The 17,157-nt window shown below is 62.4% G+C and carries 21 protein-coding genes; 13 read left to right on the top strand and 8 right to left on the bottom strand.

Annotation, left to right across the window (positions count from 1 at the left end; all coding sequences use genetic code 11):
* Positions 1–4 precede the first annotated feature (4 nt).
* The 4 genes from AC3WTO_RS29265 to hslV are packed head-to-tail and all read right to left on the bottom strand — an operon-like array spanning position 5 to position 2,853.
* On the bottom strand, positions 5–1,159 hold the full coding sequence (locus AC3WTO_RS29265; RefSeq protein WP_492464522.1) for a hypothetical protein: 1,155 nt from the start codon (positions 1,157–1,159) through the stop codon (positions 5–7).
* Positions 1,160–1,175: 16 nt separating this feature from the next.
* Positions 1,176–1,775: a DUF2585 domain-containing protein gene (locus tag AC3WTO_RS29260; RefSeq protein WP_492464523.1), complete on the bottom strand. Its 600-nt coding sequence runs from the start codon at positions 1,773–1,775 to the stop codon at positions 1,176–1,178.
* The gene (locus AC3WTO_RS29255) at positions 1,772–2,299 is read right to left on the bottom strand and encodes a GNAT family N-acetyltransferase (RefSeq protein WP_492464524.1); all 528 of its coding nucleotides are present in this window, start codon (positions 2,297–2,299) and stop codon (positions 1,772–1,774) included. The genes AC3WTO_RS29260 and AC3WTO_RS29255 overlap by 4 nt, the downstream gene beginning before the upstream one ends.
* A 2-nt stretch (positions 2,300–2,301) precedes the next feature.
* Positions 2,302–2,853, bottom strand: coding sequence for an ATP-dependent protease subunit HslV (gene hslV, locus AC3WTO_RS29250; protein ID WP_054312621.1), 552 nt, complete (start codon positions 2,851–2,853; stop codon positions 2,302–2,304).
* Between the two features lie 238 nt (positions 2,854–3,091).
* Here hslV and hisB point away from each other — a divergent pair, with 238 nt between their 5' ends.
* From hisB to AC3WTO_RS29200, 10 genes are all read left to right on the top strand, one after another.
* A complete protein-coding gene (gene hisB, locus AC3WTO_RS29245) occupies positions 3,092–3,691 on the top strand; it encodes an imidazoleglycerol-phosphate dehydratase HisB (RefSeq protein ID WP_492464525.1) in 600 nt (199 codons plus the stop codon).
* Positions 3,692–3,838: 147 nt separating this feature from the next.
* On the top strand, positions 3,839–4,327 hold the full coding sequence (locus AC3WTO_RS29240) for a DUF2628 domain-containing protein (RefSeq protein ID WP_492464526.1): 489 nt from the start codon (positions 3,839–3,841) through the stop codon (positions 4,325–4,327).
* A gap of 1 nt (position 4,328) precedes the next feature.
* A complete protein-coding gene (gene hisH, locus AC3WTO_RS29235) occupies positions 4,329–4,979 on the top strand; it encodes an imidazole glycerol phosphate synthase subunit HisH (protein WP_492464527.1) in 651 nt (216 codons plus the stop codon).
* Between the two features lie 10 nt (positions 4,980–4,989).
* Positions 4,990–5,280, top strand: a complete 291-nt coding sequence (locus AC3WTO_RS29230) for a DUF1330 domain-containing protein (RefSeq protein WP_492464528.1) — start codon at positions 4,990–4,992, stop codon at positions 5,278–5,280.
* Complete coding sequence (hisA, locus tag AC3WTO_RS29225; protein ID WP_492464529.1) at positions 5,281–6,027, top strand: 1-(5-phosphoribosyl)-5-[(5-phosphoribosylamino)methylideneamino]imidazole-4-carboxamide isomerase; 747 nt, start codon at positions 5,281–5,283, stop codon at positions 6,025–6,027.
* Complete coding sequence (locus AC3WTO_RS29220; RefSeq protein ID WP_492464530.1) at positions 6,024–6,872, top strand: arginase family protein; 849 nt, start codon at positions 6,024–6,026, stop codon at positions 6,870–6,872. Before hisA ends, AC3WTO_RS29220 begins: the two co-directional genes overlap by 4 nt.
* Positions 6,869–7,663, top strand: coding sequence for an imidazole glycerol phosphate synthase subunit HisF (gene hisF, locus AC3WTO_RS29215; RefSeq protein WP_492464531.1), 795 nt, complete (start codon positions 6,869–6,871; stop codon positions 7,661–7,663). Before AC3WTO_RS29220 ends, hisF begins: the two co-directional genes overlap by 4 nt.
* 9 nt (positions 7,664–7,672) lie before the next feature.
* Positions 7,673–7,999 (top strand): phosphoribosyl-ATP diphosphatase, encoded by a 327-nt coding sequence (locus AC3WTO_RS29210; protein ID WP_492464532.1) that lies wholly within the window; start codon positions 7,673–7,675, stop codon positions 7,997–7,999.
* A gap of 23 nt (positions 8,000–8,022) precedes the next feature.
* On the top strand, positions 8,023–8,982 hold the full coding sequence (gene coaA / locus AC3WTO_RS29205; RefSeq protein ID WP_492464533.1) for a type I pantothenate kinase: 960 nt from the start codon (positions 8,023–8,025) through the stop codon (positions 8,980–8,982).
* Positions 8,983–9,045: 63 nt separating this feature from the next.
* Positions 9,046–10,320 carry a glycosyltransferase family 87 protein gene (locus tag AC3WTO_RS29200; protein WP_492464534.1) on the top strand — a complete coding sequence of 425 codons (1,275 nt, stop codon included), beginning with the start codon at positions 9,046–9,048 and terminating at the stop codon, positions 10,318–10,320.
* On the opposite strand, the gene AC3WTO_RS29195 is transcribed toward AC3WTO_RS29200, so the two are convergent.
* The 4 genes from AC3WTO_RS29195 to AC3WTO_RS29180 all read right to left on the bottom strand — a co-directional run bounded on the left by AC3WTO_RS29195 (position 10,274) and on the right by AC3WTO_RS29180 (position 13,704).
* Positions 10,274–10,900 (bottom strand): alpha-ketoglutarate-dependent dioxygenase AlkB family protein, encoded by a 627-nt coding sequence (locus AC3WTO_RS29195; RefSeq protein WP_492464535.1) that lies wholly within the window; start codon positions 10,898–10,900, stop codon positions 10,274–10,276. The two genes, AC3WTO_RS29200 and AC3WTO_RS29195, sit on opposite strands and share 47 nt — an antisense overlap.
* 106 nt (positions 10,901–11,006) lie before the next feature.
* Positions 11,007–11,477, bottom strand: coding sequence for a peptidoglycan-binding protein LysM (lysM, locus tag AC3WTO_RS29190; RefSeq protein WP_492464536.1), 471 nt, complete (start codon positions 11,475–11,477; stop codon positions 11,007–11,009).
* 85 nt (positions 11,478–11,562) lie between these two features.
* Positions 11,563–12,000 (bottom strand): alternative ribosome rescue aminoacyl-tRNA hydrolase ArfB, encoded by a 438-nt coding sequence (gene arfB / locus AC3WTO_RS29185; RefSeq protein ID WP_492464537.1) that lies wholly within the window; start codon positions 11,998–12,000, stop codon positions 11,563–11,565.
* Between the two features lie 93 nt (positions 12,001–12,093).
* On the bottom strand, positions 12,094–13,704 hold the full coding sequence (locus AC3WTO_RS29180; RefSeq protein WP_492464538.1) for a phosphoenolpyruvate carboxykinase: 1,611 nt from the start codon (positions 13,702–13,704) through the stop codon (positions 12,094–12,096).
* A gap of 366 nt (positions 13,705–14,070) precedes the next feature.
* Between AC3WTO_RS29180 and AC3WTO_RS29175 the strand changes: the two genes are divergently transcribed.
* Genes AC3WTO_RS29175 through AC3WTO_RS29165 form a run of 3 tightly spaced genes read left to right on the top strand, consistent with a single transcriptional unit; the run spans position 14,071 to position 17,040 of the window.
* Entirely contained in the window at positions 14,071–14,772 is a 702-nt protein-coding gene (locus AC3WTO_RS29175; RefSeq protein ID WP_492464539.1) for a response regulator transcription factor, read from the top strand.
* 16 nt (positions 14,773–14,788) lie between these two features.
* Positions 14,789–16,570, top strand: coding sequence for a stimulus-sensing domain-containing protein (locus tag AC3WTO_RS29170; RefSeq protein ID WP_492464540.1), 1,782 nt, complete (start codon positions 14,789–14,791; stop codon positions 16,568–16,570).
* Positions 16,571–16,575: 5 nt separating this feature from the next.
* Entirely contained in the window at positions 16,576–17,040 is a 465-nt protein-coding gene (locus tag AC3WTO_RS29165; RefSeq protein WP_492464541.1) for an HPr kinase/phosphorylase, read from the top strand.
* Positions 17,041–17,157 lie beyond the last annotated feature (117 nt).

Here is a 17,157-nt window from a genome sequence, read left to right as displayed (position 1 = left end):
ACGTCTACGCTTGTTTGATGGGAGGGAGTTTGTTGAGCACGGATGTGGGGAGCGTGGGCCGTACGATCAAGCGCCTGATGTGCTGCCAGCCTGCACCGAAGGTTATGATCAAGGCGCCGACCACCAGCAGGATCAAGGCGAAGGGCGGAATGCCGGTGCTGTTGGCTGTCGAATTGACCAGATAATAGATGCCCAGCGACCCGAAATAGGCAAGTGTCGGCACCAGCAGCGACCGCCGATCAATGGCAAGCGCCACATAGACGAAGGCGATGATGAGGATGGCCAGCATGATCGTGGCATTCGCATCCGGCTCGATACGGCCCATCACGACATCCTGGCCCGTCGCCATGATGAAAAGCGGATGCACCAGCATCGGCGCCGACACGACATGCAGCCAGAACGCACAATCGGACCAGATCTTGCGGCGCTCGCGGTCATACACGTCCAGCGCGACGGCCGTTCCGAAGACAATCAGGCCGCAGATCAGCGGCATGTAGAGGGCGGCGCGCATCAGTTCCGGCATGTCCTCTAGGCGCGGCGGCGCAACGGCACCCGTGGTCACGCCGTCGTAAAGCAGCAGTGCGGTCTGCAGGAAGGCGAGCAGCGTCGCGGCAATTGCAAAGACACCGGCAAGAATGGGAACCTTGAAGCGCCAGAAATAAAGTGCCACCGCAGCCATGACGCCGCCAAGGAAGAGGTAGCCGGCACCCGAGATCTGCTGGCGCAGCGCCAGCAGCTGCCAGATCGATTCCGGCTTCTGGATCGGATAACGCGCGGAGACCTCCAGTCCGAGCGCGACGGTGAAGGAGATGACGAAAAACAGGCTGAGCACCGTCGATGACAGTTTCATGCGGTGCTGGCGCGTCACGACCTCGGCGATCACCCAGGAAAACACCGCAACCAGCGCCGCGATCCACAACCGCTGGCCCGGCAGCAGCGTGTTGAGCACGAAGTAGAAGCCGACCGTCAGCAGGATCGTGCCGAGGGTCACGAAAAGGTCGTTGCCGCCGCCGATCAGCCGCAGGTTTTCCTCGGCCGATTCCGACGCGTCTTCGGTGTTGAAAGGGCCGCTGCGTTCCAGCGCGTAGAGCCGATCGCGCTGCTGTATAGTGATCACGCCCTGGCTGACGGCGCTGTCGAGCGTTTCGTGGCTGATCACAACAGGCTTCCTGTCATCATGCGGCGCCTTGCCAGGCTTTGACCGCTTCCAGCGGATAGACCAGCATCAGCACGTTGAGCGTGAGATTGTCGCGGATCATATAGCCGGTACCGAGTTCGAACAGAATGGCGATGGCCACGACCAGCCAGACAGGAAAATAGCGGGCGGCCGCGAAACCCACGATCATGGCCAGCGTGTCCGACAGCGAGTTGACGATGGAATCGCCGAAATAGTCGAGCGCTATCGTGCCGGCACGATAGCGGTCGATGATGATCGGACTGTTTTCCAGGATCTCCCAGCCGCCTTCGATCACCAGCGCAAGGGCAAGCCTGACCCAGACCGACGAGCGTGGAAACAGGAATTTCGCCAGTGCGTAGAACAGGAAGCCATGGATGATATGCGAAGGCGTATACCAGTCGGTGATGTGCTGGGAATTTTCCGAACTCATCACCACGCCATGCCACAGCTTGACGGTGCCGCAGGTGCAGATCGCGGGATGACCTTGAAAATGGAGCGTCAGTGCCTGGATGGCGACCAGTGCGGCCGCAATGGCAATGCCGGCCGGCCAGGCCAGCCGCTGATGCAACGGAAGATCGTCCGCGCCGGCAGTGGTCATTCGGCGTCCGTGTCGTCTGGATTGTCGATGGCCATCAGCAAGGCTTCGCCGCCGCCCTCTGTCCTGAAACGACGGACCGTCTGGAAGCCGACTTTTTCATAGGTTCTGATGGCGATCTTGTTGGCCGGATCTGGATCGAGGATCACGCGCGGTGCGCCTTCCTCGAACAGCATTTCGACGAACTCCGCGATCAGCCGGGTGCCGTGCCCTTTGCCGATCAGGTCGGGTTCGCCGATGAACTGGTCTATGCCCAGCGTGCCGGTCGGTTGATCCTGGAACGGGTTGTCGCCCTCGTCGAGATGGGGATCATAGCTCTGGATGAAGCCGATCGGCTTGCCGTCCAGCTCGATGATGAAAGGCTCGGTGTCGACGCTGTCGATCGTCTCGGCGATGCCTTTCATCTCGGCTTCCTTTTCGCCCCACCAGGCAGCGACATGAGGCATGACGAGCCAGCGCGCCAGCAGCGGCATGTCGTCATGCGTCAGTGGACGAAAGCCGTAGCTGGGCGTATCAGGGGAACTCACGATCAGGCGGCGTCCAGCGTTTCGACGACGAAATTGTGGTTGGTGTAGACGCAGATGTCGGCCGCGATCTGCATGGCCTTGCGGGCGATCTCTTCAGCGTCCTTGTCGGTGTCGATCAAGGCGCGTGCAGCAGCCAGCGCATAGTTGCCGCCCGAGCCGATCGCCATGACGCCCTGTTCCGGCTCCAGCACATCGCCATTGCCGGTCAGCGCCAGCGAGACATTCTTGTCGGCAACCAGCATCATGGCTTCGAGCCGGCGCAGGTAACGATCGGTGCGCCAGTCCTTGGCGAGTTCGACGCTCGCGCGCATCAGCTGGTCGGGATATTGCTCGAGCTTGGCTTCCAGCCGCTCCAGGAGCGTGAAGGCATCGGCCGTCGCACCGGCGAAGCCGGCGATCACGCTGCCGCCCTTGCCGATGCGGCGCACCTTGCGCGCATTGCCCTTCATGATGGTCTGGCCGAGGCTGACCTGGCCGTCGCCGGCAATCACCACCTTGCCGCCCTTGCGCACGGTGACGATGGTCGTGGAATGCATGGAACGTTCGTCTGACATAAGTTGCTCCGATTCCGCGCCATCCCTTGCAAGGCGATTGGCGCGTTACGAGTTGAGTTGCGGCATATGTATGCAGCGCCATCCCGTTTGCAAACCCGGAAAGGGACGCGCCCTAACCCGACTCCGCATCCACAATAGACTCTGAAAGGCATATGTTTCGACTGACAGTTTTGGCAACTGGCAATCGCTGGATCATGCTGTTAGAACGCACTCGTTTTCCTGTAACGAGGATGAGGTCATGGCGCCCCGTTCGGCCGAAATCAGCCGCAAGACCAAGGAAACCGACATCGCCGTGTCGGTTCATGTCGACGGCACCGGAAGGTCCGACATCTCGACCGGGATCGGCTTCTTCGACCATATGCTCGACCAGCTGTCGCGCCACTCCCTGATCGACATGACGGTGCGGGCGGCAGGTGACCTGCACATCGATGACCACCACACTGTCGAAGACACCGGCATCGTCATCGGCCAGGCGCTGGCCAAGGCGCTCGGCGATCGGCGCGGCATCATGCGCTATGCCTCGATCGATCTCGCCATGGACGAGACACTGACGCGCGCCGCCATCGACGTATCGGGTCGGCCATTCCTGGTCTGGAACGTCGCTTTCTCGGCGCCCAAGATCGGCACCTTCGATACCGAGCTCGTGCGTGAGTTCTTCCAGGCGCTGTCGCAACATGCCGGCATCACGCTGCACGTGACCAACCATTACGGCGCCAACAACCATCACATCGCGGAAACCTGCTTCAAGGCAGTCGCGCGGGCGTTGCGTGCCGCGCTTGAAAGCGATCCGCGCCAGCCGGACGCGGTTCCTTCCACCAAGGGCTCGCTGCAGGGGTAGACACCGTTTCGAAATTGATCAGGCCGAGGCGAAAATGATGAGAAACGAGCACCGAAGTGGAGCGTACACGGCGCTACGAGAGCATCGGAGCGCAGCTTCTCTTCATTTGCAGCCCGGCCTCATCAATTTCGAAACCGGATCTTAGTCATGGCCAGCTTTATCGTCATGGAGCCGCCTTCCGATGGCCTCGGCACGAGGCCTGAAGGGACGCGGTTGATCCGTGACGGGTTTTCCTGGATCGCCTTCATCGTGCCGCCGCTCTGGCTGCTGTGGCACCGCCTCTGGTTTGCCGCCGTACTGGCTTTCATCGTTCTGGGCGCCTTGTCTCTCGTTGGGGAAAGCCAGGGTCTGGCCATTGCCGGTTCGCTGCTGACCCTGCTCGTCTCGCTCATCGTCGGCTTCGAGGGGGCCGCGCTACGGGCCGCGGCGCTGCGTCGCGCCGGCTGGACGGATTGGGGAGTGGTCGAGGCCGAGAATATGGCCGACGCCGAAACCCGCTACGCATTCGGCCACGAGGCGTCGGAACCCGCGTTTGAGCCAACCGAGCCGCTTCCGACCATCGTGCCTGCCGCCAATCCTGCGCGCTCGGTGCAGACTGGCATGGCGCTTGGACTTTCCCATCCCGGAAGACACTGACATGCTGGTTGCCATTATCGACTACGGCTCGGGCAATCTGCGCTCGGCCACCAAGGCCTTCGAACGCGCCGCGCGCGAGGCCGGCATTGCCGCCGACATCGACCTGACCGCGGACGCTGAACGGGTGCGCCGCGCCGATCGCATCGTGCTGCCGGGCGTCGGCGCCTATGCGGATTGCGCGGCCGGGCTGCATGCCGTCGACGGCATGTGGGAAGCCGTCCAGGAGGTCGCCGTCGCCAAAGGCCGTCCTTTCCTGGGCATCTGTGTCGGCATGCAGCTGATGTCGGAACGCGGGCTCGAAAAGACGGTCACCAAGGGTTTCGGCTGGATTGCCGGCGACGTGAAGGAGATCAAGCCTGCCGACGCTGCGCTCAAGATCCCCCAGATCGGCTGGAATACCATCGAGGTAAAGCAGGAGCACCCGTTGTTTGCCGGCATACCGACCGGGCAGGACGGGCTTCATGCCTACTTCGTCCACTCCTACCATCTTGATGCGCAGAAGCCGGGCGAGGTGCTCGCCGAGGCTGATTACGGCGGACGGGTGACGGCCGCCGTTGCGCGCGACAATCTTGCCGGCACGCAGTTCCATCCCGAGAAGAGCCAGGCACTCGGCCTTGCCTTGATCGCCAATTTCCTGCGCTGGAAGCCGTGAGGAGGATATTGTGAGCAAGAAGGGCTACTGGATGGCCATGATCGATGTCCGCGACCTCGACGTCTACAAGACGTACATCGAAACCAACGGTGCGGCCTTTGCCAAATACGGTGCCAGATTCCTGGTGCGTGCCGGCCGTCACACCGAGCCGGAAGGCCCGACCGGCAACCGACATGTCATCATCGAATTCGAGACCTACGAGACGGCGCTCGCCTGCTACAATTCGCCGGAATATCAGGAAGCGCTGAAGCATCGGCTGGCCGGATCGGTTGGCAAGGTTGCCATCGTCGAGGGGGCATAGATGATCCTTTTTCCGGCAATCGACCTGAAGGACGGCAAGTGCGTTCGCCTGAAACTCGGCGACATGGATACGGCTACCGTCTACAACGAGGACCCTGCCGATCAGGCGCGCGCCTTTGAAGCGCAAGGCTTCGAATGGCTGCACGTCGTCGACCTCAATGGCGCCTTCAAGGGTAAGAGCGTCAACAGCGCAGCGGTCGGCGCCATCCTGAAGGCGACCAGAAATCCAGTGCAGCTCGGCGGCGGCATCCGTACCTTGCCTCAGATCGAGGATTGGCTGGATCGCGGACTTGCCCGAGTCATCCTGGGCACCGTCGCCGTGCGTGATCCTGAATTGGTCAAGGAAGCCTGCCGGGCATTTCCCGGCAAGGTCGCCGTCGGCATCGATGCCAAGGGCGGCAAGGTGGCCGTCGAAGGTTGGGCCGAGGCCTCCAGCCTTGGTGTCGTCGAGCTGGCGAAGAAGTTCGAGGGTGCGGGTGTCGCGGCCATCATCTACACCGACATCGATCGCGACGGCGTGCTGACCGGTATCAACTGGGATTCGACAATCGACCTTGCCGAGGCGGTGTCCATCCCCGTCATCGCCTCGGGCGGCCTGGCTTCGATTGCCGACATCGTGCGTATGACCATGCCCGACGCCGCCAAGCTCGAAGGCGCCATTTCCGGTCGCGCGCTTTACGACGGGCGTATCGACCCGGCGGAAGCGCTGGCGATCCTGAAGGGCAAGACCAAGGAGGCTGCCTGGTGAAACTGTCGATCATCCTGGCCTCATACGACAGCGGCCATTTCCACGGCGGCTGCGGCCAAGGGCCCGATGCGCTGATCGCCGGCGGGCTGGTCGAAGCGCTGACACTTGCCGGCCACGAGGTCGACGTGGAAGACATCGGCAAGGTCGGTGACGAACAGGGGCGCGAAATCGCGACAGGGTTCGCGGTGTGCAACGCGGTTGCCGAAAAGGTGCGCGCCGTACGCGAAGAGGGCCGGTTCCCGGTCATTCTGGCAGGCAACTGTCTGACGGCGGCGGGTGCTGTTTCCGGCGAGGATGCCGATTCCATCATCTGGGCCGACCAGCACGGCGACCTCAACACGCCCGAAACCTCGATCTACGGTTTCCTCGATGGCATGGCGCTGTCGACGGTGCTGGGCCTGTGCTGGAAACCGATGGGGCTGGAGATACCCGGGTTCAAGCCGGTTGATCCGTCGCGCTGTGTCCTGGTCAATGCCCGCGATCTCGACCCCGATGAAAAGAAGCTGCTGGAAACCTTGCCGGTCATCCGCACCGAATGCGGCGGCGCCGTCGGAGCTGTCGCCAAGCTGAAGGCGACCGGCGCGACCCGCACCCACATGCATATCGACCTCGACGTGCATGATCCGAAAGAACTGCAGGCCAACCGCTACACGACGCAAGGCGGCCCAAATCCGGTTCAATTGCGCCGCGCGGCCTGCATCATGGCCAAGGATGTGCCGGTCGTCGGCATCACCATCTCGGCCTACGATCCCGCCTTCGACGCCCAGGCCGAAGTGCCGCCGCTGGTCGGACAGTTGCTCACCGAACTGCTTGCCACGGTAGAGGAACCGGGAGCTGCCCTGTGACCCTGAAGGCAAGAGTCATCCCGTGCCTGGATGTTAAAGATGGCCGTGTTGTGAAAGGCGTCAACTTCGTCGACCTGGTCGACGCTGGCGACCCGGTGGAAGCCGCCAAGGCCTATGACGCGGCCGGTGCTGACGAACTCTGTTTCCTCGACATCACCGCCTCGTGCGACAACCGCGAGACCATCTTCGATGTCATCGCCCGTACCGCCGAACAGTGTTTCATGCCGCTGACGGTCGGCGGTGGCGTGCGCCAGGTCGCCGATATCCGCAAGCTCCTGCTGGCCGGCGCCGACAAGGTGTCGATCAACACCACCGCGGTGAAGAACCCGTCTTTCGTGGCCGAAGCCGCCGACAAGTTCGGCAACCAGTGCATCGTCGTTGCCATCGACGCCAAGAAAGTATCGGCAGCCGGTGAAGCCGACCGCTGGGAGATCTTCACGCATGGCGGTCGCGAAAAGACCGGTATCGATGCCGTCGAGTTTGCCCGTAAGATCGTCGATCTCGGTGCCGGCGAAATCCTGCTGACATCGATGGATCGCGACGGCACCAAGGCGGGATACGACATCGCCCTGACGCGCGCGGTTGCAGATGCCGTTCGCGCTCCGGTGATCGCGTCCGGCGGCGTTGGCAATCTCGACCACATGGTTGCCGGCATCCGCGACGGCCATGCCACTGCCGTGCTTGCCGCTTCCATCTTCCACTTCGGCACCTACACGATTGCCGAGGCCAAGCAGCATATGGCGGCGGCTGGCTTGCCGATGCGACTCGACTCGCTCCCCAAACGATCCTAAACGGCTATTATGACTGGCTTTTCGCTGCCCGATCTCGAAGCGACCATCCGCGAGCGCGCGCATTCCGGCGACCCGGAATCGTGGACGGCCAAGCTTTATGCGCGAGGCATGGACAAAGCCGCGCAAAAGCTCGGCGAAGAAGCCGTAGAAACCGTCATTGCCGCCATCAAGGGTGACCGGCAAGGGCTCGTTTCGGAAAGCGCAGATCTTCTTTATCATTGGCTGGTGGTGCTCGGTATCGCCGGCGTGCCGCTGGACGATGTTCTGGCGGAACTCGAACGCCGGACCGGGCGTTCAGGCGTTGTCGAAAAGGCTTCGCGGGGCGAGCGGGACTGATGCTGGAAAGGGCGGGGATCTCGATGGACCAGCTCACGCCGACCGAGAAATATTCTCCCTATCTTTTCTTTTCCGCCGAGGACTGGGCCAAATTCCGCGCTGACACGCCGCTGACGCTCGGCAGGGACGAGATCGACAGGCTGCGATCGCTGAACGACCCGGTCGATCTCGAGGAGGTCACCCGCATCTATCTGTCGATGTCGCGGCTGCTTTCGGCGCATGTCGAATCCAGCCAGATGCTGTTTCGCCAGCGCCGGGCTTTCTTCAACAAGGAGAGCGTGGTCAAGACGCCCTACATCATCGGCATTGCCGGCTCGGTGGCGGTCGGCAAGTCGACTACCGCGCGCGTTCTGAAGGAACTGCTGGCGCGCTGGCCGTCGAGCCCCAAGGTCGACCTGGTAACGACCGACGGCTTTCTTCTGCCCAACGAGGTGCTGCGCCGCGACCGCCTGATGGAACGCAAGGGTTTCCCTGACAGCTACGACGTCGGTGCGCTGCTGCGTTTTCTATCGTCTATCAAGTCAGGCCAACGAGATGTGCGCGCGCCGCTCTATTCGCACCTGACCTACGACGTGCTGCCCGGCGCCTATGTGACCATCGACCGGCCGGACATCCTGATCTTCGAAGGCATCAACGTGCTGCAGCCCGGCAGGCTGCCGATGGACGGCAAGTTCGTGCCATTCCTGTCGGATTTTTTCGATTTCTCGATCTACATCGATGCCGACGAAGAACTGATCCATGAATGGTACATCGCGCGTTTCATGCGGCTGCGCGAGACGGCCTTCCGCAACCCGGAATCGTTCTTCCATCGTTATTCGCAGCTGTCGGAGACAGCGGCCCGCGCCATCGCCGAAGGCCTCTGGGCCAACATCAACCTGAAGAACCTGCGCGAGAACATCCTGCCGACGCGCCCCCGCGCCGACCTCATCCTGCGCAAGGGCGCCAACCACCTGGTCGAGGAGGTGGCGCTGCGGAAGCTGTAGGCGCAGTGGCCGGTTCTTTAAGAAGTCTGCGTCTATAAGCCAGCGACATTGGTCTCTGGCGACATGCAGCGGCTTCAAGATTTACCCCTCGTCTATCGGCTGGTCCTCTACGCGTCCTTGGCATTGGCGGCCGGTGTCGCCACTTCGATGACGATCGCATTTCTGAAGCCCGGCATCGATCCGTCGGTCGCGGACAAGGATTTCGCGAATTACTGGATGGCTGGACGCCTGATCCAGGAAGGGAAGGCGCTCGACCTCTTTGGGCCGCAACCCGTCTACTTCGCCCATTTGCAGGCTGCCTTCGGCGCCGATTTCCCATGGCACGCCTGGAGCTATCCGCCTCACTATTTGTTCTTTGTCTGGCCGCTTGGCTTGTTCAGCTACAAGGGCGCGGCGCTCGTCTTTCTGATCGGCTCCGGAACGGCGTTTGTTCTGGCCTTTCGTGCCTATGTCAACGAAGGCAGCGTCCTCGTGAAAGGAGGAAGCGCGTTGGCTTGGATAGCCATTGCTCCGCTGTTGCTGCTCAATCTCTGGTGCATGCAGAACGGGTATCTGAGCGGAGCACTCGCTCTCGGCGCCCTTGCCTTGCGGGACAGGCGTCCGATCTTAGCCGGCATTCTGCTTGGTGCGCTTACCATCAAGCCGCAGCTTGGAGTGTTGTTTCCGTTCCTGCTGATCGCCGAAAAGAGATGGCTGATGATCATCAGCGCCAGTGCAACAACAGGCCTGTTGGTCGCGATCTCGGTGGCTGTCTTTGGCAGTGGGGCGTGGCAAGGATTCTTCGAGCATGTCCTGCCATATCAGACCAGCGTCATGACAAAGCTTGGCGGATTGTTTCTCAGCATGCTGCCTTCGACTTTTGGTGCTCTGCGTAACCTCGGTGCCACCTGGGAGCTTGCCCTTGCCGTCCATTGGCTGGTGGCGATACCGGTGGCGCTGATCTCGATATTCGCGTTCTTCCGCAGCACGGATATGCACGGCCGTTCCAACATTTTGCTGATCGCAACTTTCATCGTCACGCCATACGCGCTGAACTATGACCTTGCTGGCTTTGCAGCGGCAATCGCGGTTTTGGCCTTGAGAGATTGCCTCAACCCGCATCGCCGCAGGATCACCCCTGTTTTCCTGGCCCTGGCCATGGTGTTGCCGGTGCTCATGGTGGTTTCGAATCTGGTTGGGATCACGATCGCCCCGATGGTCTTGCTTGGCGCCTGGATCATAGCGCTCGGACAAGGTGGTTTCGCTTTTCGAGGACCACTTCCCTGGCAACGAACGCCCCGACCGGCAGACTTCATTGCGCGGGCACCGGCTTCGTCACCCGCCTCAGCGTCAGGTTGATCCGACCGCCGTTCTTCAGCAGAGCCGAGGTCATCGGGTAGATGCGGTCGACGCCGTGGAAGGCGAGGCGACCGTCACCCCCCAGCACGACGACATCGCCTGATTTCAGCCTGAACGAAACCGTCTTGCCGTCGCGCACCGTCTGGCCGACGCGGAAAAGGCATTCGTCGCCGAGCGAGATCGACACCACCGGCGCGGCAAACTCCTGCTCGTCGCGGTCCTGGTGCAAGCCCATCTTGGCCTCCGCGGTGTAGAAGTTGACCAGGCAGGCTTCTGGTGGATGTGGATAGCCCGAAACCTCGCGCCACAAGGCAAGCAGGCTTTCCGGGATGGCAGGCCACGGCTTTTCGGTCGCCGGATGCATCGCCTGGTAGCGATAGCCGCGCTCCTTGTCCGTGACCCAGCCGAGCGAACCGCAATTGGTCATGCGCACGCTCATCTCCTTGCCGGTGCGCGGCATGGCCGGCACGTAGAGCGGCGCGTCCTGAACCACGGCGCGCACCGCCCCGAGGAGGGCTTCTTGAGCCGACCGATCGAGATAGCCGGGCATGTGGCGGACGCCTTTCGGCAGGACGAGCATGGGCTGGTTCCGGATTCGCGTGACAAACGAGGCTGACAATGCACCCGCCAATGAAAAACGGCGACCCGAAAGCCGCCGTCTTGTCGTTTTGATCCGTATGGCCGGATCAGGAAAGCTCAGGAATGCGCAGAACCTGGCCCGGGTAGATCTTGTCGGGATGGGTGAGCATCGGTTTGTTGGCCTCGAAGATCAGCGGGTTCTTGGCGCCCTGGCCCTTGCCGTACTGTGCCTCGGCGATCTTCCACAGATTGTCGCCCTTCTTCACGGTATAGAAGACAGGCGCCTTGGCGGGTGCGGCGGTGGCGGTATCGGCACCGACCTTGAGCTCGTCGGCCTGCACTTTCGAAACGCCCAGCGTGTTGCCGACGGCGATCACCGCCTTCTCGAAGATCGACTGGTCCTTGACCTCGCCTTTCAGCACTGCCGTGTCGCCCTTGATCTCGACCTGCACGCCATCGGTGCCGAGCTTGTGCGAATCCAGCTCCTTCTTCAGCGTGCCGGCGTCTGGTGCTGTTTCCTCATCGTCGCCAATGCCGAGCTTCTTGCCGACGCCCTTGACGAAATCGAAAATTCCCATTGGGAGGCCTCCATGCCTGTTGAGCGGGAGCGCCAACTTTGCATCTGAAAGCGTCGATGGGAAGTCACGTTGGGGAACGAGACAGTTATTCTTCGCCTACCCTGCCACGCAGCCTTTTGACCGTGGAACGCCCGGCCTTGCTTTTCAGCCGCCGTTCGACCGCGCCCTTGCTGGGCTTGGTCTTCTTGCGTGGCGGTGGCGGTGGTTCAGCGGCCTTGGCCACCAAAGCCGTCAGCCGGGAGCGTGCATCGGCGCGGTTCTGTTCCTGCGTGCGGAAGCGGCCTGCCTCGATGACGATGACACCGTCCTTGGTGGCGCGCTGGCCGGCGAAGCGGATGACGCGGTCGCGCACGCGCTCGGAAAGGCCGCCAGCGAGTGCTGCGTTGAAGCGCAGTTGCACGGCGGTGGCAACCTTGTTGACGTTCTGCCCGCCAGGACCGGAAGAGCGGATGAAACTCTCTTCCAGGTCGTCCGGGTGGATGATCGCCTCTGCGCTGACCCTGATAATCTCGTCATTTGCCATGACACAGTGATGGCGCGGCGGCAGCAAAAAGAAAAGGCCCGACCGAGGTCGGGCCCGTTGGAGGCAGAAACTTTAAAGGAAGCCTTGCGGAGCTTACTCTGCTGCTTCCTGAACGCGCGGCGCCGCGCCACGTACGGCGGCATCGACGTGGTCCTCGAACTTGCCGAAATTGTCGATGAACATGCCGACCAACTTGGCCGCCTGGCGGTCATAAGCGGCCTTGTCGGCCCAGGTCGAGCGCGGGTCGAGGATGGCACTGTCGACGCCGTCCACGGCCACGGGCACTTCGAAGCCGAAATTCGGATCGGTGCGGAACGCAGCCTGGTTGAGCGAGCCGTTCAGCGCGGCGGTGAGCAGTGCCCGGGTCGCCTTGATCGGCATGCGCCGGCCGGTGCCGTAGGCGCCGCCCGTCCAGCCGGTGTTGACCAGCCAGCAGTCGACGCCGTGACGGGCGATCAGTTCGCGCAGCAGGTTGCCGTATTCCGAAGGATGCCGCGGCATGAACGGTGCGCCGAAGCAGGTCGAGAAGGTCGCCTCTGGTTCGGTCACGCCCTTTTCCGTGCCGGCCACCTTGGCGGTGTAGCCGGACAGGAAGTGGTACATCGCTTGCGCCGGCGTCAGCTTGGCGATCGGCGGCATCACGCCGAAGGCGTCGGCCGTCAGCATGATGATGTTCTTGGGATGATTGGCCTGGCCGCTGGCGCTGGCGTTCGGGATGAAGTCCAGCGGATAGGCGCAACGCGTGTTCTCGGTCAGGCGGCCGTCGTCGAAATCCGGCACGCGCTGCTCGTCGAGAATGACGTTCTCCAGCACGGTGCCGAAGCGCCGGGTGGTGGCGAAGATCTCCGGCTCGGCCTCGGCCGACAGCTTGATGGTCTTGGCATAGCAGCCACCTTCGAAGTTGAAGATGCCGTGCGGCCCCCAGCCATGCTCGTCGTCGCCGATCAGCGTGCGCGACGGGTCGGCCGACAGCGTGGTCTTGCCGGTGCCGGACAGGCCGAAGAACACGGCGGCATCACCATCGGGGCCTTCATTGGCCGAGCAGTGCATCGGCATGACACCCTGTTCCGGCAGCAGGTAGTTGAGGGCGGTGAACACCGATTTCTTCATCTCGCCGGCATAGGAAGTACCGCCGATCAGCACGATCATGCGCGTCAGGTCGAGCGCGATCATCGTCTCGGTGCGCGAGCCATGCCGCTCCGCATCGGCGCGGAAGGATGGCAGGTCGATGATCGTCATCTTCGGCAGGAAGCTGGCCAGCGCTTCCGTCTCCGGACGGATCAGCAGGTTGCGGATGAACAGCGAGTGCCATGCGAATTCCGTGATGACGCGGGTCGGCAGGCTGAGTTCGGTGTCGGCGCCGCCGACGAGATCCTGTACATAAAGATCCTTGTCGGCCGCATGCGCCAGGAAATCGGCGAGCAGCGTGTCGAATTGGGCAGGCGTAATGGCCTTGTTGTTGCTCCACCAGACGGTGTTTTCCGTCTTGGCGTCGCGCACCACGAACTTGTCCTTGGGCGAACGGCCGGTGTGCTGACCGGTCTCGGCAACCAGGGCACCGTGAGCGGTCAACTTCGCCTCGTTGCGGCGCAGCGCCTCCTCATAGAGCTCGGCAGCCCCGAAATTGTAGCGCACCGTGCCCGAGGTCTTCAGGCCAATCGCGTCGAGTCCGTATGCGGGGTTACGCTTGCCGCGTTCCGCCATCGATATTCTCCCTGTTGATTGTAGCTTCGGTGGTTGCCCCAGGATCGGGTGATCCAAGCTTCGGAAAATGGCCAAAATCAGAAAAAGCAAACGATATCAAATCATTAATCGATTTAAAAAATTTGAAAGATGTTTAAATCGTTTAAAAGCGGAAAATTTGCTGGTTGTCCCCAGGGGGCAGGCAAAGGATCAGGCCGGGTGCTTCGTCCAATCTTGGCGAAGTGACGGCGAACGGCTCGTTGTGGACATGAGCGCTTAGCCGATGTAGGACGGCTGGCGGCGTGCCACATTTTGTACCCAATTTGTCCTGCAAAAGCCCCTTCCTACGGTATGAAGGGACACCCGCTTATGAGGGAGCCGCTGGAAATGGCGACAATCGCGCTGGTCGATGACGACCGCAACATCCTGACGTCGGTTTCGATTGCCTTGGAATCGGAAGGATACCGGGTTGAAACCTATACGGATGGCGCATCCGCGCTCGAAGGGCTCGCGGCGCGTCCGCCGAACCTTGCCATCCTCGACATCAAGATGCCGCGCATGGACGGCATGGAACTGCTGCGCCGCCTGCGCCAGAAGACCGACCTTCCGGTCATCTTCCTGACGTCCAAGGACGACGAGATCGACGAGCTGTTCGGTCTGAAGATGGGCGCCGACGACTTCATCAAGAAGCCGTTCTCGCAGCGCCTTCTCGTGGAGCGCGTGCGTGCGGTGCTGCGTCGTACCAGCGCCCGTGAGGCGGCGGCCAAGGCGCCGACGCAGGCGTCGCGCTCGCTGGAGCGTGGCCAGCTGGTCATGGACCAGGAGCGCCACACCTGCACCTGGAAGGGCGAGCCCGTCGTGCTCACCGTCACCGAATTCCTCATCCTGCATTCGCTGGCGCAGCGCCCGGGCGTCGTGAAAAGCCGTGATGCGCTGATGGATTCGGCCTATGATGAGCAGGTCTATGTCGACGACCGCACCATCGACAGCCACATCAAGCGGCTGCGCAAGAAGTTCAAGGTCGTCGACGACGACTTCGAGATGATCGAAACGCTTTACGGGGTCGGCTACCGGTTCCGCGAAGCCTGAGATTAACCGGGATCCGATGGCAGCAGAGGTGGAGCGGAACAGGCCTTCGGCCACGCGGCGGTCGTCGCGTGTCCTGCCCGCGGCCTTGTCGAGGGTGACGGTGCCGATGCGCCGTTTCCTCGGCCATCACATCTTCTCCAGCCTCACCCGGCGCATCCTGTTCCTCAACCTCGCCGGCCTGGCCGTTCTGGTCGTCGGCATCCTTTATCTCAACACCTTCCGCGACGGCCTGATCGACGCGCGCGTCGAAAGCCTGATGACCCAGGGCGAGATCATCGCCGGCGCGGTCGCCTCCTCGGCGACGGTCGAGACGGATGCCATCCGCATCGACCCGGAAAAGCTGCTCGAGCTGCAGGCCGGCCAAAGCCTTGGTCCTTCCGCCGACCAGCTCGACAATCTCGACTTTCCGATCAACCCCGAGCGGGTGGCGCCGCTGTTGCGGCGGCTGATTTCGCCGACCCGCACCCGCGCCCGCATCTATGACCGCGACGCCAACCTGCTGCTCGATTCCCGGCACCTTTATTCAAAGGGGCAGGTCCTGCGCTACGATTTGCCGCCGATCGAGGATGATGAGCCGAGCCTCGTCGAACGCGCCCAGAAATTCGTCTTCGATATTTTCTCCAACCGTTCGCTGCCGGTCTACAAGGAGCAGCCGGGCGGCAACGGCACCGTCTTCCCGGAGGTGATGAAAGCACTGACAGGCGGACCATCCACCTTTGTCAGGGTCAGCGAGCGGGGCGAGCAGATCGTCTCGGTCGCCGTTCCCATCCAGCGCCCTCGGGCGGTTCTCGGCGTGCTGATGCTCTCCACCGAAGGCGGCGACATCGACAAGATCGTCGCGACCGAACGCAAGGCGATCCTGCGCGTGTTCGGTGTGGCGGCGCTGGTGACGGCGATCCTCTCGATGCTGCTTGCCTCCACCATCGCCAATCCGCTGCGCCGGCTGTCGGCGGCAGCGGTGCGCGTGCGCCGTTCGATCAAGAACCGCGAGGAGATCCCGGACTTTTCCGACCGCCAGGACGAGATCGGCAATCTGTCGATCGCGGTGCGCGACATGACCAACGCGCTTTACGCCCGCATCGAGGCGATCGAAAGCTTCGCCGCCGATGTGTCGCACGAGCTCAAGAATCCCCTGACCTCGCTGCGCAGCGCCGTCGAAACGCTGCCGCTGGCCAAGAACGAGACCTCGCGCGGCCGGCTGATGGAAGTGATCCAGCATGATGTGAGGCGGCTCGACCGCCTCATCACCGACATTTCCGATGCTTCGCGCCTCGACGCCGAACTGGCGCGCGACGATGCGGCCAGGGTCGACTTCAAGCAGTTCGTCTCTGACCTTGTCAGCGTTTCGCGCGAGGCCTCCCATCACAAGAAGTCGGTCGAGATCGAGCTCAAGGTCGCCAAGCTGCCGCAGGGCGCCAAGGGCTACCACGTCCAGGGTCACGACCTGCGCCTCGGTCAGGTCATCACCAATCTGATCGAGAATGCTCGTTCGTTCGTTCCCGACGGCCATGGCCAGATCACGCTGTCGCTCGCCCGCTCGGGCAAGTTCAACATCCTGACGGTGGACGACAATGGTCCAGGCATCCGCGCCGAGAACATCGAACGCATCTTCGAGCGGTTCTATACCGATCGGCCCGCCGGCGAGGCGTTCGGGCAGAATTCCGGCCTCGGCCTGTCGATCAGCCGGCAGATTGTCGAGGCACATGGCGGCACCCTGACCGCCGAGAACATCCCGGGCACCAAGCCGGGTGAGCTCAGGGGTGCCCGCTTCGTCGTCGCCCTGCCGGCCGAAGGCTGAGCGCTTTGGCAAGAGGCAAGGCAGGGCCTGCGTCGAACATTCACGGCACCGCTCTGCTGGCCGGAGACCGCGGTATTCTCATCACCGGGGCATCGGGCTCGGGAAAATCGACGCTGGCACTGGCGCTGGTCGACCATTTTCGTGGGCAGGGCCTGTTTTCCAGGCTGGTCGCCGACGACCAGCTGTTCATTTCCAGCCATGACGGCCGGCTGCTTTGTGCCGCGCCGGCCACCATTGCCGGGCTTGCCGAGGTCGCGGGCATCGGGCCGCAGCCGATTTCATATGAGCGGGAAGCGGTCATCGACCTGTGCGTGCGGCTGGTTCCGGAGGCGGAAATGCAGCGCTTTCAGGCCGATGCGGCGATCGTCATCGCTGGGTGCGAGATTCCCGGACTCGACGTCGCTGCCCGCAACGTAACCCCCGCGCTGGCCGCGATTTCGGCACGGCTGGCGATCGCGTCTTTTCGATGACGTTACGGAACTTTTATGCTGCAATGCGTCAAAATGGCTCGCGCTGGCGCAAATTGGGGCTTGTCAACGCGACTTGCGTCGACAAGATAGCGCTCCCGCCGTCTGGACAGATGGCGA

Source organism: Mesorhizobium sp. EU05-FHT14A09, from assembly GCF_058790995.1.
This window is presented reverse-complemented; position numbering and strand designations above follow the sequence as displayed.